The sequence below is a fragment of the Streptomyces sp. NPDC045955 genome, assembly GCF_056430805.1.
Genome location: NZ_JBWKKY010000006.1, coordinates 105545 through 118464, shown reverse-complemented (window position 1 = coordinate 118464; position 12920 = coordinate 105545). Strand labels below are relative to the sequence as shown.

Genomic DNA, 12920 nt, shown 5'->3' with positions numbered 1-12920 from the left:
AAACCCCGGCCGCAGCACGCGACCGGGGCTTCCGACATGCGGGTCACCGCACCGGGTGGCCCGCCTCCCGCAGCGTCTGCTTGACCTCGCCGATGCGCAGGTCCCCGAAGTGGAACACCGACGCGGCCAGTACCGCGTCCGCGCCCGCCGCGATGGCCGGCGGGAAGTCCGTCAGCTTGCCCGCGCCGCCCGAGGCGATGACCGGGACGGTCACGTGCCCCCGGACGGCCCGGATCATCTCCAGGTCGTAGCCGTCCTTGGTGCCGTCCGCGTCCATGGAGTTGAGCAGGATCTCGCCGGCGCCCAGCTCGGCGGCCTGGTGCGCCCACTCGACGGCGTCGATGCCGGTGCCGCGACGGCCGCCGTGGGTGGTCACCTCGAAGGAGCCGGACTCGGTGCGGCGCGCGTCCACCGACAGGACCAGGACCTGGCGGCCGAAGCGTTCGGCGATCTCCCGGATCAGCTCCGGGCGGGCGATCGCGGCCGTGTTGACGCCGACCTTGTCCGCGCCGGCCCGCAGCAGCTTGTCCACGTCCTCGGCGGTGCGCACCCCGCCGCCGACCGTGAGCGGGATGAACACCTGCTCGGCCGTGCGGCGCACCACGTCGTAGGTCGTCTCGCGGTTGCCCGACGAGGCGGTGATGTCCAGGAACGTCAGCTCGTCGGCGCCCTCGGCGTCGTACACCTTGGCCATCTCGACGGGGTCGCCCGCGTCGCGCAGGTTCTGGAAGTTGACGCCCTTGACGACCCGGCCGTTGTCCACGTCCAGGCAGGGGATGACTCGGACCGCCAGGGTCATGAATCCACCGTTCCTCTGAATGCCTCTAGTTCCACCGACACCAGGACGCGCGGGTCGACGAAGCCGTCCACCACGAGGAAGGACGCGACCGGGCGCACGGAGTCGAACAGCTCCTTGTGGGCCCGGCCCACCTCGTCGAGGTCGCGCGTGTGTGCCAGATACATTCGCGTCCGGACCACGGACCCGATACCGAGCCCGAACTCGCCGATCGCTTCGAGGGCGCTGGTGAAGGCCGCCTTGGCCTGCTCGTACGGGTCGCCCTCCCCGTACAGCACATCGCCCTTGAAGGGTGTCGTGCCCGCCACCAGCACCCGATCGCCCGCCGCCACGGCGCGTGCGAAACCGAAACTCTCTTCCCAGGGACTTCCGCTCTGCACGCGCCGTACGGCATCGCTCATGACGACACAGTCTCCAATGCCTCTTCCAGGGTGAATGCCTTCGCGTACAGCGCCTTCCCTACGATCGCGCCCTCGACACCGAGCGGGACGAGCTCGGCGATCGCACGGAGGTCGTCGAGCGACGAGACACCGCCGGAGGCCACCACCGGGCGGTCCGTGGCCGCGCAGACGTTCTTCAGCAGCTCCAGGTTGGGGCCCTGGAGGGTGCCGTCCTTGGCGATGTCCGTGACGACGTACCGCGCGCAGCCCTCCTTGTTCAGGCGCTCCAGCGTCTCGTAGAGGTCGCCGCCGTCGCGGGTCCAGCCGCGGCCGCGCAGGGTCGTGCCGCGGACGTCCAGGCCGACCGCGATCTTGTCACCGTGCTCGGCGATGACCTTGGCGACCCACTCGGGGGCCTCCAGGGCGGCCGTGCCCAGGTTCACGCGGGTGCAGCCGGTGGCCAGGGCGGCGGCGAGGGTGTCGTCGTCGCGGATGCCGCCGGACAGCTCCACCTTGATGTCCATGGCCTCGGTGACCTCGGCGATCAGCGCGCGGTTGTCGCCGGTGCCGAAGGCGGCGTCCAGGTCGACCAGGTGCAGCCACTCGGCGCCGGACCGCTGCCAGGCGAGGGCGGCCTCCAGGGGCGAGCCGTAGGAGGTCTCCGTACCGGACTCGCCGTGCACCAGGCGCACCGCCTGGCCGTCACGGACGTCGACGGCGGGGAGGAGTTCGAGCTTGCTCACAGTGTTCCGATCCAGTTGGTGAGGAGCTGGGCTCCGGCGTCGCCGGACTTCTCGGGGTGGAACTGCGTGGCCCACAGGGCGCCGTTCTCGACGGCCGCGACGAACGGCTTGCCGTGCGTGGACCAGGTGACCTTGGGGGCCTCCATCGCCGGGTTGTGGGTCTCCAGCGACCAGTCGTGGACGGCGTAGGAGTGCACGAAGTAGAAGCGCGCGTCCGCGTCCAGGCCGGCGAACAGCTGCGAGCCGGCCGCCGCGTCGACGGTGTTCCAGCCCATGTGGGGCACGATCTCGGCCTGGAGCGGTTCGACCGAGCCGGGCCACTCGTCGAGGCCCTCGCTCTCCACGCCGTGCTCGATGCCGCGGGCGAAGAGGATCTGCATGCCCACGCAGATGCCCATGACGGGGCGGCCGCCGGACAGCCTGCGGTCGACGATCCAGTCGCCGCGCGCCTCACGCAGGCCCTTCATGCAGGAGGCGAAGGCGCCGACGCCGGGCACGAGCAGCCCGTCGGCGTTCATGGCCTTGTCGTAGTCACGCGTGATCTCGACGTCGGCCCCCGCGCGCGCGAGGGCGCGCTCGGCGGAGCGGACGTTGCCGAAGCCGTAGTCGAAGACGACGACCTTCTTCTGCTTCTTCGAGGTGGCACTCGACGGGGCGCTCAATTCCACACCTCCAGCCTCACGACACCGGCCGCCAGGCACATCGCGGCGCCGATGGAGAGCAGCACGATCAGGCCCTTGGGCATCTTCTGCTTGACGAAGGAGTAGATCCCGCCGACGAGGAACAGGCCGACGACGATCAGCAGGGTCGAGATGCCGTTCACAGGGCGCCCTTCGTGGAGGGGAGGATGCCGGCCGCGCGCGGGTCGCGCTCGGAGGCGTAGCGCAGGGCCCGGGCCAGCGCCTTGAACTGGCACTCCACGATGTGGTGGGCGTTGCGCCCGTAGGGCACGTGCACGTGCAGCGCGATCTGGGCCTGGGCGACGAAGGACTCCAGGATGTGCCGGGTCATCGTGGTGTCGTACTCGCCGATCATCGGCGCCATCTTCTCGGGCTCGGTGTGCACGAGGTAGGGGCGGCCGGACAGGTCGACGGTGACCTGGGCGAGGGACTCGTCCAGCGGGACCGTGCAGTTGCCGAAGCGGTAGATGCCGACCTTGTCGCCGAGGGCCTGCTTGAAGGCGGCGCCGAGGGCGAGGGCGGTGTCCTCGATGGTGTGGTGCGAGTCGATGTGCAGGTCGCCCTCGGTCTTCACGGTCAGGTCGAACAGACCGTGCCGGCCGAGCTGGTCGAGCATGTGGTCGTAGAAGCCGACGCCGGTGGAGATCTCCGTCTTGCCGGTGCCGTCGAGGTCGATCTCGACGAGGACCGAGGTTTCCTTGGTCGTCCGCTCCACGCGTCCTGTGCGGCTCATGAACTCTGCTCCTTCTTCAGTGCACGTACCGCGTCGAGGAACGCGTCGTTCTCTTCGGGGGTGCCGGCCGACACCCGCAGCCACCCGGGGATGCCGTTGTCCCGGACCAGGACGCCCCGGTCGAGGATCTTCCGCCAGGCCGTGTGCGCGTCCTCGAACCGGCCGAACTGCACGAAGTTGGCGTCGGACTCGACGACCTCGTAGCCGGTGGCGCGCAGTTCGGTGACCAGGCGGTCCCGCTCGGCCTTGAGCTGTTCGACATAGCCCAGCAGCGTGTCGGTGTGTTCCAGGGCGGCCAGGGCGGTCGCCTGGGTGACGGCCGACAGGTGGTAGGGCAGCCGGACGAGCTGGACGGCGTCGACGACGGCCGGGTGCGCGGCGAGGTAGCCCAGCCGTAGGCCGGCGGCGCCGAACGCCTTCGACATCGTGCGGGAGACGACGAGGTGCGGGCGCCCGTCGAGCAGCGGCAGCAGGGAGTCGCCGTGGCTGAACTCGATGTACGCCTCGTCGACGACGACCATCGACGGCTTCGCCGCCTGCGCGGCCTCGTAGAGCGCGAGGACCGTCTCGGGCGGGACCGCGTTGCCGGTGGGGTTGTTGGGGGTGGTGATGAAGACGACGTCGGGCCGGTGCTCGGCGATCGCCTTCTCGGCGGCGGCGAGGTCGATCGTGAAGTCGTCGCCCCGCGGCCCCGAGATCCAGCCGGTGCCCGTACCGCGTGCGATGAGCCCGTGCATCGAGTACGACGGCTCGAAGCCGATCGCGGTGCGGCCGGGCCCGCCGAAGGTCTGCAGCAGCTGCTGGATGACCTCGTTGGAGCCGTTGGCCGCCCAGACGTTGGCGAGGCCGACCTCGTGACCGGACGTGTCCGTCAGGTACTCGGCGAGCTTCGTGCGCAGTTCGACCGCGTCCCGGTCCGGGTAGCGGTTGAGGTTGCGGGCCGCCTCACGGACCCGCTCGGCGATGCGCTCGACCAGCGGCTCGGGCAGCGGGTAGGGGTTCTCGTTGGTGTTCAGCCGGACGGGGACGTCCAGCTGGGGCGCGCCGTAGGGGGACTTGCCGCGCAGCTCGTCCCGTACGGGCAGATCGTCGATGCGTACGTCGCTCACTTGCTCTCGGGTACCTTCCAGCCGAACCTCGCCTTGATCGCCGCGCCGTGCGCGGGCAGGTCCTCCGCCTCCGCCAGCGTGACCACGTGGTGCGCGACCTCGGCCAGGGCGTCCTTCGTGTAGTCGACGATGTGGATGCCGCGCAGGAAGGACTGGACGGACAGGCCCGAGGAGTGGCAGGCGCAGCCGCCGGTGGGCAGGACGTGGTTGGAGCCGGCCGCGTAGTCGCCGAGGGAGACCGGCGCCCAGGGGCCGATGAAGATCGCGCCGGCGTTCCTGACGCGGTCGGCCACGGCGGCGGCGTCGGCCGTCTGGATCTCCAGGTGCTCGGCGCCGTACGCGTCGACCACCTTCAGGCCCTCGTCGACACCGTCGACCAGGACGATGGCGGACTGCTTGCCGGACAGGGCCGGGACGATCCGGTCGTCGACGTGCCTGGTGGCCGCGACCTGCGGCTCCAGCTCCTTCTCCACGGCGTCCGCGAGCTCGGCGGAGTCGGTGACCAGGACGGCGGCGGCCAGCGGGTCGTGCTCGGCCTGGCTGATCAGGTCGGAGGCGACGTGCACCGGGTCGGCCGTGTCGTCGGCGAGGACCGCGATCTCGGTCGGGCCGGCCTCGGCGTCGATGCCGATCTTGCCGGTGAAGTAGCGCTTGGCGGCGGCGACCCAGATGTTGCCGGGGCCGGTGACCATGGTGGCGGGCGGGCAGGACTCGGTGCCGTACGCGAACATCGCGACGGCCGTGGCACCGCCTGCCGCGTACACCTCGTCGACGCCGAGCAGGGCGCAGGCGGCGAGGATCGTGGGGTGCGGCAGCCCGTTGAACTCGGCCTGGGCCGGGGAGGCGAGCGCGATGGACTCGACGCCGGCCTCCTGCGCGGGCACGACGTTCATGACCACGGAGGAGGGATACACGGACCGGCCGCCGGGCGCGTACAGCCCGACCCGGTCGACCGGGACCCACTTCTCGGTCACGGAGCCGCCGGGCACCACCTGGGTGGTGTGCGTGCTGCGGCGCTGCTCGCGGTGGACGGTCCGGGCGCGCCGGATGGACTCCTCCAGGGCCGCGCGCACGGCCGGGTCCAGCTCCTGAAGCGCGCGTGTGAGCGCGGCGGCCGGCACCCGCACCTGGTCGAGCCTGACCCCGTCGAACCGCTCGGCGTACTCGATCAGCGCCGCGTCGCCCCGATGATGCACGTCCTCGCAGATCGGACGCACCTTCTCCAGTGCGGCCTGAACGTCGAACTCGGCTCGGGGCAGCAGGTCACGCAGGGCGGGGCCCTCGGGGAGGGCGTCGCCGCGCAGATCGATTCGGGAGATCACGTGCTCAATTCTCTCAGACCCGATTCCCGCGCCGTTCGCTCGTATCAATGGCTGATACAGACCGGCGCCGGACCCCGGAAGATCCCCTTCACGTTTCGCGTTCGGGGCGTCACTCAGCGGGCATGAACAGGTGTACGAAGCATCTGACCCGCGAGTAGCCGGGGAGGAAGGAAGAGACGTGACCGAGGGGGCCGGCGTGCGTGCCGGGGAGCTGCCCGACGACCTGACGGCGGCCGAGGCCGGAATGTGGCAGGCGTTCCGCAACGGCAGCGTGTACGACCTGAGCAGCGGCGACCCCGTGGTGGACGATCCGCACGGCGGCCACCCCTGGGGCGAGGAGCGGACCGTGCGGGCCCGGATCGTCTGCTGGCTGCTCCTGGACGGCCCGCCCGCCCTGGCCGGCCGGGTGTCCTCGCTGAAGCTGGCCGGCGTGCGGATCAGCGGCTCGCTGGACCTCGCGGGCGGCACGGTGGTGCCGTACGTCGAGATGCGCCAGTGCCGGTTCGAGCAGGACGTGCTGTTGCCGGAGGCCCGTTTCACGACCGTGCGGATGGTGGACTGCTCGGTGCCGCGGCTGGAGGCGGCCCGGGTGCAGACGGAGGGCGATCTGCATCTGCCGCGCTGCCGCTTCCACCGCGGTATCCGGCTCACGGACGCGCAGATCGGCACGGATCTGATGCTCAACCAGGCGATCGTGCACCGGGACCGCAGCGGCCGGTCGATCGCCGCGGACGGCCTGACGGTCGGCCAGGACTTACAGGCCGAGCTGCTGGAGTCGCACGGCGAGCTGAGCCTGCGCGCCGCCACCATCGGCGTGTCCCTGAGCCTGCGCGGCGCCCGCCTGGCCAACCCGTACGAGCGGCTCGCCTTCAACGCCCCGCAGCTGACCGTCGAGCGCAGCCTGTATCTGACCCCGGCGGGCGTCGGCGCCCAGGCGATGAGCGGTATGACCCCGGCGCGCGGGACGCGGATCCAGCGGTTCGCGTGCGAGGGCGGGATCCGGCTGGACGACGGGCGGTTCGGCGACGCGGTCGACTTCGAGCAGGCCCGGTTCACCCTCACCGACGACCAGGAGCTGTCATTGCGCCGGGTGCAGACGCCGGAGCTGCGGTTCCTCGGCGAGCGTCCCGCGCGCGGGCGGGTCGTGCTGTCGGGGGCGAAGATCGTCAACCTGATGGACCGGGCGGACGCCTGGCCCGGCCCGGGGCGGCTGCACATGGGCGGCTTCACCTACGAGAACCTGGTGCCGCGCGGGCCGTTCCCGCTGGCCGAGCGGCTGGACTGGGTGGCGGCGGCGACCGCCGAGTACAACCCGGAGCCCTACGAGCGGCTCGCGGCCGTGCTGCGGGCCGGCGGGGAGGACGAGGACGCCCGCGAGGTGCTGCTCGCCAAGCAGCGCCGGCACCGGGAGAGCCTGCCGCCGGCCGCCAAGCTGTGGGGCTACGCGCAGGACTGGACGGTCGCCTACGGGTACCGGCCGGGCCGGGCCGCGGTGTGGATGGCGGTGTTGTGGGCGGCGGGCTCGCTCGCCTTCGCCCAGGCCGGGCATCCGCCCCTCAAGCGCGGTGAGCATCCGGAGTGGAACCCCACGCTGTTCACGCTCGACCTGCTGCTGCCGGTGATCGACCTGGGCCAGGTGGGCTTCTGGCAGTTGCGCGGGGGCTGGCAGTGGCTGGCGACCGCCATGATCCTGCTGGGCTGGGTCCTGGCGACGACGGTGGCGGCGGGGGCGACGCGGTTGCTGCGGCGCAACTGATGATGGTGCTGTGACCAGTGTTGTTGAACTGTCACACCTTTACGTTCTCTTGACCTGGTGGCGTACAACTTTCCGCGAGTTCACCGAACGATCTGGCGCCGTCGTGAGCAGCGGACTTTCAATGGTCGGCACCATGGCCATGCAGCTTCCGTTCATCCGCCCGGGCCGGATGACAAGGACCGCTCCCCGCCCCGTCAGCAGGCCGCGCGCCGACGACGGGGTGGTGCTCGACGCGCCCGACGCCCGGCTCAGTCCGGCACTGGTCGCGGCCGCCCGCGGCGACCACTCAGCGGCCTCCGGGCTGCTCCGCGCGACCCGGGCGGCGGCCGAGTGGGAGCGGCGCGACCGGTACGTGACCCGGCTGGCCGCCTTCGCCCGCTCACGCCCCGACTGGCTGGACGCCTGGCTCGCCACGGCCCCCGAGGACCCGGACGCGCTGCTGCTCGGGGCCCAGCTGGCGGTGGACCGTGCCTGGCAGTCACCGGCCCGGGCCGAGGCGCTGCGCGAGGTGAGCCCGCTGATCACGGCCGCCGCCCGGGCCGACCACGGCGATCCCGTGCCCTGGCGGCTCGCGCTGGACCACGCGCGCGGCGCCCAGGCCGGACACAGCTACTTCGAGGAGCTGTGGGCGGCGGCCGTCCGCCGCGCCCCGCACCACTACGGCTGCCACGAATCGGCCCTGCGCTATCTGGCCGCCTCCTGGCACGGTTCGCACCGGGAGTGCTTCGACTTCGCCGACCGGGCCGCCCAGGACGCGCCCGCCGACGCGCTCGTCCAGGCGCTCCCGTTGCGGGCGGCCTTCGGCTACCTCACCGACGGCTGCGGGCCCGAGCTGCCGCGCGAACGGCTGGACGCCGCCGCCGACCGGGCGATCGCACTGTCGCCGCGACTGCCGGCCGCCGATCCCTGGCCGGCCCGGATGCGGAACCTGCTCGTCTTCGTCCTGGTGCGCCTGGAGCGCTGGCCGGACGCCCGGGAACAGCTGCTCCTCAACGGCCCGTACGCCACCTCGTTCCCCTGGGACCAGGTGTCGGACGACCCGCTCGGCCACTTCCTGCGGATACGCGACGACATACTGTCCGGAGCAGCCGGCCGGCCTGCCGGACATCCACGGAGTGAACGGGGCGGACGAGTCCGCTCCGGCGACCATTAGGCTTTTGCGTCGTGACCACCGTCCGGCTCCCCCTCTTCCCCCTGAACTCGGTGCTGTTCCCGGGGCTCGTGCTCCCGCTCAACGTCTTCGAGGAGCGGTATCGCGCCATGATGCGCGAACTGCTGAAGACGCCGGAGGACGAGCCGCGCCGTTTCGCCGTCGTGGCGATCCGCGACGGCCACGAGGTGGCCCCGAGCGCGCCCGGCATGCCCGACCCCACGTCGCTGCCCGAGCGGGGGCCCGCCGCCGGCTTCGGCACGGACCCGGCCAAGGCGTTCCACAAGGTGGGCTGCATCGCGGACGCGGCGACGATCCGGGAGCGGACCGACGGCTCCTTCGAGGTGCTGGCGACCGGCACGACACGGGTACGGCTGCTGTCGGTGGAGGCGTCGGGTCCGTTCCTGACGGCCGAGCTGGAGACATTGCCGGAGGAACCCGGCGACGAGGCGGCGCCGTTGGCCGAGGGGGTGCTGCGTTCCTTCCGCCAGTACCAGAAGCGGCTGGCGGGCGCGCGGGAACGGTCCCTGACGACCGGCGCCGACCTGCCCGACGAGCCGGGCGTGGTGTCGTACCTGGTGGCCGCGGCGATGATGCTGGACACCCCCACCAAGCAACGCCTGCTCCAGGCCCCCGACACGGCTTCCCGCCTGCGGGACGAGCTGAAACTCCTTCGCTCCGAGACGGCCATCATCCGTAATCTGCCGTCGTTGCCGGCGTCGGACCTGACGCGCGGCCCGACGAGTCTCAACTGAAGCGGACGTCAATGGCGAAGAAGTCGAAGAAGCAGCACCAGCCGGGCGGCACCCCCGCGACGGTCGCCCTCACGACGGCGGGCGTGGAGTTCACGGTCCACTCCTACGACCACGACCCCGCCCACCCCTCCTACGGCGAGGAGGCGGCCGAGGCGATGGGCGTCTCCCCGGACCGCGTCTTCAAGACCCTGGTGGCCGACATCGACGGCGCCCTGACGGTCGCGGTGGTCCCGGTGGCGGGCCAACTGGACCTGAAGGCCCTGGCAGCGGCGGTGGGCGGCAAACGCGCGACGATGGCCGACCCGGCCCTGGCGGAACGCACGACGGGCTACGTCCGGGGCGGCATCTCTCCCCTGGGCCAGCGCAAGAAGCTCCCGACGGTGCTGGACGCGTCGGCATCCGCGCACCCGACCATCTGCGTCTCGGCGGGCAGGAGGGGCCTTGAGGTGGAACTGTCCGCGGAGGACTTGGCGAAGCTGACGGAGGCGGTACTGGCTCCGATCGGACGCCCTTAGCCGCTTGGCTGCGGGCATTCGTACCTCCCCCAGTGCCTCAAGGGCCTGGAAGGTACCCCAGGGCGGCACGGGTGGGCGATGGGGGTACCCCCTGCTCGAGCGGAGCCGAGAGCTTGGGGGAGGCACCCCGCTCCGCCGGGCTGCGCACCCACCCGCCCTCAGCACCAACGCCGAGCACTACCCAACCGGCGGTGTCTGATACGGCCCGTCCGGAAACTCCGGCTCCGGATCCCGAGGCCCGAACAACGCCGTCAGCCCGAGGTGCAACACCAGCGCGGCAAGCGGCCAGGCCAGCAACGCCCCCTTCGCCCCCAACTTCAACGGCGCGGAGAACGTCACTCCCCGCCCCACGTCCCGCGCACGCGCGACCACATCCTCCGCGGGCCCGAGCCACACCCCGACCCGCCAGGCCAGCAACGACCCGAGCAGCCCCCCGACGGCGAGCCCCACCACCAGCGGCACACCCCCACGCCGCCGCAGCAGGAACACGACCAGGGCGCTGACGACCCCGAAGGCCAGCCCGAGCAACGAGAACGTGCCGTCGACCCCGACGGCCTGCTCCCCCTCGGTGTCCTTCAGGTAGACGATCCACTTCCCCTCGACCACGTCCCCGATCAGCGGCACGTGCGGCGCGAGCCACCACCACAGCACACCCAGCAGCACCCCGCCGAGCGCCACCGCCACGGCGACCGCGCCGGCCTCCCGCACTTCCGTCTTCATGCCGGGCCCGTCCTGCCCGTACCAGCCGTGCCCGGAGTACGCGGCGTGCTCGGCGTATTCGGCGTGCTGAGACCCGGGCGCCCGGGATCCGTGCCCCCCGGAGCCGGCGCCCGGCGGCGGCCACGCATCCTGTGCGGAACGTTCATGCGGCGGCGGTGGCGGATTCAGTGGTGCGGTCACCCTGCCATCGTGCCAGGCCCGCCTGTGCCCCGCGTCACCGGACGATCCCTCCCCGCTCACCGGACGGCCGCCCGGCGGTACGCCCAGGTCGCCACGGCCAGCGAGACGACGCCCACGAGCCCGCACACGGCGAGGTCGCCCAGGACGAAGGCCCAGTCGGGATGCGGCCCGAACGTCCGCGCGAAGGCCTCCACGCCGTACGTCGACGGCAGCAGGTCGCGCGTGAACCGCACGGCCTGAGGCATCCGCTCGGCCGGCAGCACGCCCAGCAGCAGCGCCGCCGACATGCCCAGCTGCCCGAGCAGCGTGGCCAGCTCCGGCCGGGGCGCGAGCAGCCCGAGCGCCGCCCCCAGCCCGGCGAGCGCGGCGCCCGCCAGCGGGATCACGGCCACCAGGACCCACAGATGGGCCAGCGGCAGCCCGAACAGCACACAGCCGAACACGGCCGTCACGACGGTCCCGGGCACGGTGAACGACGCGTACGCGCCCGCCGCGCCCAGCACCACCGCCGCCGGCGGCACCGGCAGCGTCGCGTAGTGGTCCAGCCCGCCGCTGGCCCGCAGCTGCCCGAAGTACTGCGCGAGCAGGTTCAGTGCGACGAAGGCCACCACCAGGACGGACGACCCGGCGACGACGGCCTGCGCCTCCGCCCCGTCGTCCACGACGCCGCGCATCAGGATCATGATCCCGATCGACTGGAACGTCGCCACGAACAGCAGCGGGATCCGCGCGACCCGCGCCCGGGACAGCTGCGCCCGGTACACGGCCGCCAGCGACGGCCACAGCCGCGCCCGGGGCCCGAGCTCGGCCGCGCACACGGCGGGCTCGTCCACGGCCAGGGCGCTGCCCGGCAGGACATCGGCGGGTACGACACTCACGTCGCGCTGCTCCCCTTCGTCGGGTCCACTGCGGCAGTCGCCCTGTTCGGTACGTATACGGCGGCCCACGCACTCAAGGCCGGCGTGTTGCGGGCCGTCATGTTCCGGGCACCGGTGTTCCTCACGCCTTCACCAGCCCCTGCTGCGCGGCACCGCCCAGGGCCAGGTACACGTCCTCCAGGCTCGGCGTGGCCAGCGTGAAGTCGTCCAGGGCGGCGAAGGCGGCCCCTCCGGTGACGGTGGCGACGACCGCCCGGGCCTCCTCGGGCCCGAGCCGGAGCGTCCACAGGCGGCCCGACTCCACGGCGCGGTTCCGCAGCGCGGCCACCTCGGGGACGTGCACCGGCGCCGTGTCGCGCCACACCAGGTCGACCCGCACCTCGCCGGCGACCTGCTCCTTGAGCCCGGAGGGGGTGTCGCAGGCGATCACACGCCCCCGGTCGAGGACGGCCACCCGGTCCAGCACGGTCTCGGCCTCGATGACGTTGTGGGTGACCAGCAGCACGGTCGTCCCGCGGTCGGCCCGCCGCCGGTCGACGGCGGACCACACGGCCCGTCGCGCCACCGGGTCCATGCCGGTGGTCGGCTCGTCGAGCACGAGCAGCGGCCGCTCCCCCACCAGCGCCGCGGCGAAGCACGCCAGGCGCCGCTGGCCCCCGGAGAGCTTCTTCAGCGGCCGCCCGGCGAGCGGCGCGAGCCCCAGCTCGTCGAGTACGTCGTCCCGCTCGGCCCGCGCCCGCCGTACGTGCAGGCCGCGCAGCCGCCCGGTGGTCTCGGCGGCGAGCGACACGGTCAGCTCGTCGAGGGCGGTGGACTCCTGACCGAGGTAGGCGAGGATCCGCGCGGCCCGTTCCGGGTGGCGCACGATGTCGTGCCCGAGGATCTCCACGCTGCCGCGGTCGGGCCGCATCAGCCCGGTGAGCTGCCGTACGAGGGTGGACTTGCCGGCGCCGTTCGGCCCGAGCAGGCCGAAGATCTCGCCGCGCCGGATGTCCAGCGTCACGTCGTCCGTGGCGCGGACCTCGGGTGTTCCGGGAGCGCCGCGCCGGCCGCGGACGGCCGGGTAGGTCTTGGTCAGCCCGCGCACCGCGCACACGACGTCACCATCGTGCCGAAATGCCTGTGCCGCGCGCTTACTCACAAGCAACGAGACTACGGGGTCGACTGCCCCGGCCCGCTCTCGGGTCGGTCCACAACGGGAAA

General features: G+C 72.4%; 15 protein-coding genes. 4 read left to right on the top strand and 11 right to left on the bottom strand.

The genetic code is table 11. The annotated features are described in order from the left end of the window. Positions 1 to 43: 43 nt before the first annotated feature. From hisF to hisD, 8 genes are read right to left on the bottom strand one after another with little or no spacing between them, the layout of a single operon-like run. The gene (gene hisF / locus AC07F0_RS14300) at positions 44 to 799 is read right to left on the bottom strand and encodes an imidazole glycerol phosphate synthase subunit HisF (protein WP_478978452.1); all 756 of its coding nucleotides are present in this window, start codon (positions 797 to 799) and stop codon (positions 44 to 46) included. Then, the gene (locus AC07F0_RS14295) at positions 796 to 1197 is read right to left on the bottom strand and encodes a RidA family protein (RefSeq protein ID WP_436729936.1); all 402 of its coding nucleotides are present in this window, start codon (positions 1195 to 1197) and stop codon (positions 796 to 798) included. Before AC07F0_RS14295 ends, hisF begins: the two co-directional genes overlap by 4 nt. Then, positions 1194 to 1919, bottom strand: a complete 726-nt coding sequence (gene priA, locus AC07F0_RS14290; protein WP_478978449.1) for a bifunctional 1-(5-phosphoribosyl)-5-((5-phosphoribosylamino)methylideneamino)imidazole-4-carboxamide isomerase/phosphoribosylanthranilate isomerase PriA — start codon at positions 1917 to 1919, stop codon at positions 1194 to 1196. The genes AC07F0_RS14295 and priA overlap by 4 nt, the downstream gene beginning before the upstream one ends. Beyond that, positions 1916 to 2587: an imidazole glycerol phosphate synthase subunit HisH gene (hisH, locus tag AC07F0_RS14285; protein WP_478978446.1), complete on the bottom strand. Its 672-nt coding sequence runs from the start codon at positions 2585 to 2587 to the stop codon at positions 1916 to 1918. Before hisH ends, priA begins: the two co-directional genes overlap by 4 nt. Further along, entirely contained in the window at positions 2578 to 2742 is a 165-nt protein-coding gene (locus tag AC07F0_RS14280) for a hypothetical protein (protein WP_010039417.1), read from the bottom strand. The genes hisH and AC07F0_RS14280 overlap by 10 nt, the downstream gene beginning before the upstream one ends. Further along, positions 2739 to 3332: an imidazoleglycerol-phosphate dehydratase HisB gene (gene hisB, locus AC07F0_RS14275; RefSeq protein WP_003989586.1), complete on the bottom strand. Its 594-nt coding sequence runs from the start codon at positions 3330 to 3332 to the stop codon at positions 2739 to 2741. The genes AC07F0_RS14280 and hisB overlap by 4 nt, the downstream gene beginning before the upstream one ends. Further along, the gene (locus AC07F0_RS14270) at positions 3329 to 4441 is read right to left on the bottom strand and encodes a histidinol-phosphate transaminase (protein ID WP_436729934.1); all 1113 of its coding nucleotides are present in this window, start codon (positions 4439 to 4441) and stop codon (positions 3329 to 3331) included. Before AC07F0_RS14270 ends, hisB begins: the two co-directional genes overlap by 4 nt. Then, the gene (hisD, locus tag AC07F0_RS14265; protein ID WP_478978443.1) at positions 4438 to 5763 is read right to left on the bottom strand and encodes a histidinol dehydrogenase; all 1326 of its coding nucleotides are present in this window, start codon (positions 5761 to 5763) and stop codon (positions 4438 to 4440) included. The genes AC07F0_RS14270 and hisD overlap by 4 nt, the downstream gene beginning before the upstream one ends. A gap of 178 nt (positions 5764 to 5941) precedes the next feature. Between hisD and AC07F0_RS14260 the strand changes: the two genes are divergently transcribed. The 4 genes from AC07F0_RS14260 to ybaK all read left to right on the top strand — a co-directional run bounded on the left by AC07F0_RS14260 (position 5942) and on the right by ybaK (position 9939). Beyond that, entirely contained in the window at positions 5942 to 7519 is a 1578-nt protein-coding gene (locus tag AC07F0_RS14260) for an oxidoreductase (RefSeq protein ID WP_436729932.1), read from the top strand. A 121-nt stretch (positions 7520 to 7640) separates the two neighbouring features. Beyond that, positions 7641 to 8672, top strand: a complete 1032-nt coding sequence (locus tag AC07F0_RS14255) for a hypothetical protein (protein WP_478979111.1) — start codon at positions 7641 to 7643, stop codon at positions 8670 to 8672. Between the two features lie 11 nt (positions 8673 to 8683). Further along, positions 8684 to 9424: an LON peptidase substrate-binding domain-containing protein gene (locus AC07F0_RS14250; protein ID WP_436729930.1), complete on the top strand. Its 741-nt coding sequence runs from the start codon at positions 8684 to 8686 to the stop codon at positions 9422 to 9424. 11 nt (positions 9425 to 9435) lie between these two features. Further along, complete coding sequence (gene ybaK / locus AC07F0_RS14245) at positions 9436 to 9939, top strand: Cys-tRNA(Pro) deacylase (RefSeq protein WP_436729929.1); 504 nt, start codon at positions 9436 to 9438, stop codon at positions 9937 to 9939. 177 nt (positions 9940 to 10116) lie between these two features. On the opposite strand, the gene AC07F0_RS14240 is transcribed toward ybaK, so the two are convergent. The 3 genes from AC07F0_RS14240 to AC07F0_RS14230 form a co-directional block, all read right to left on the bottom strand. Further along, entirely contained in the window at positions 10117 to 10839 is a 723-nt protein-coding gene (locus AC07F0_RS14240) for an AAA family ATPase (protein ID WP_478978440.1), read from the bottom strand. A gap of 56 nt (positions 10840 to 10895) precedes the next feature. Continuing rightward, complete coding sequence (locus tag AC07F0_RS14235; RefSeq protein ID WP_356923028.1) at positions 10896 to 11717, bottom strand: ABC transporter permease; 822 nt, start codon at positions 11715 to 11717, stop codon at positions 10896 to 10898. 121 nt (positions 11718 to 11838) lie between these two features. Continuing rightward, positions 11839 to 12813, bottom strand: a complete 975-nt coding sequence (locus tag AC07F0_RS14230; RefSeq protein WP_478979108.1) for an ABC transporter ATP-binding protein — start codon at positions 12811 to 12813, stop codon at positions 11839 to 11841. Positions 12814 to 12920 lie beyond the last annotated feature (107 nt).

What these genes read in the sequence shown, in the direction of transcription:
- ybaK (WP_436729929.1), top strand. Translation starts at nt 9,436, where the DNA reads ATGGCGAAGAAGTCGAAGAAGCAGCACCAGCCGGGCGGCACCCCCGCG.
- hisF (WP_478978452.1), bottom strand. Translation starts at nt 799, where the DNA reads ATGACCCTGGCGGTCCGAGTCATCCCCTGCCTGGACGTGGACAACGGC.
- AC07F0_RS14295 (WP_436729936.1), bottom strand. Translation starts at nt 1,197, where the DNA reads ATGAGCGATGCCGTACGGCGCGTGCAGAGCGGAAGTCCCTGGGAAGAG.
- AC07F0_RS14255 (WP_478979111.1), top strand. Translation starts at nt 7,641, where the DNA reads ATGGTCGGCACCATGGCCATGCAGCTTCCGTTCATCCGCCCGGGCCGG.
- hisB (WP_003989586.1), bottom strand. Translation starts at nt 3,332, where the DNA reads ATGAGCCGCACAGGACGCGTGGAGCGGACGACCAAGGAAACCTCGGTC.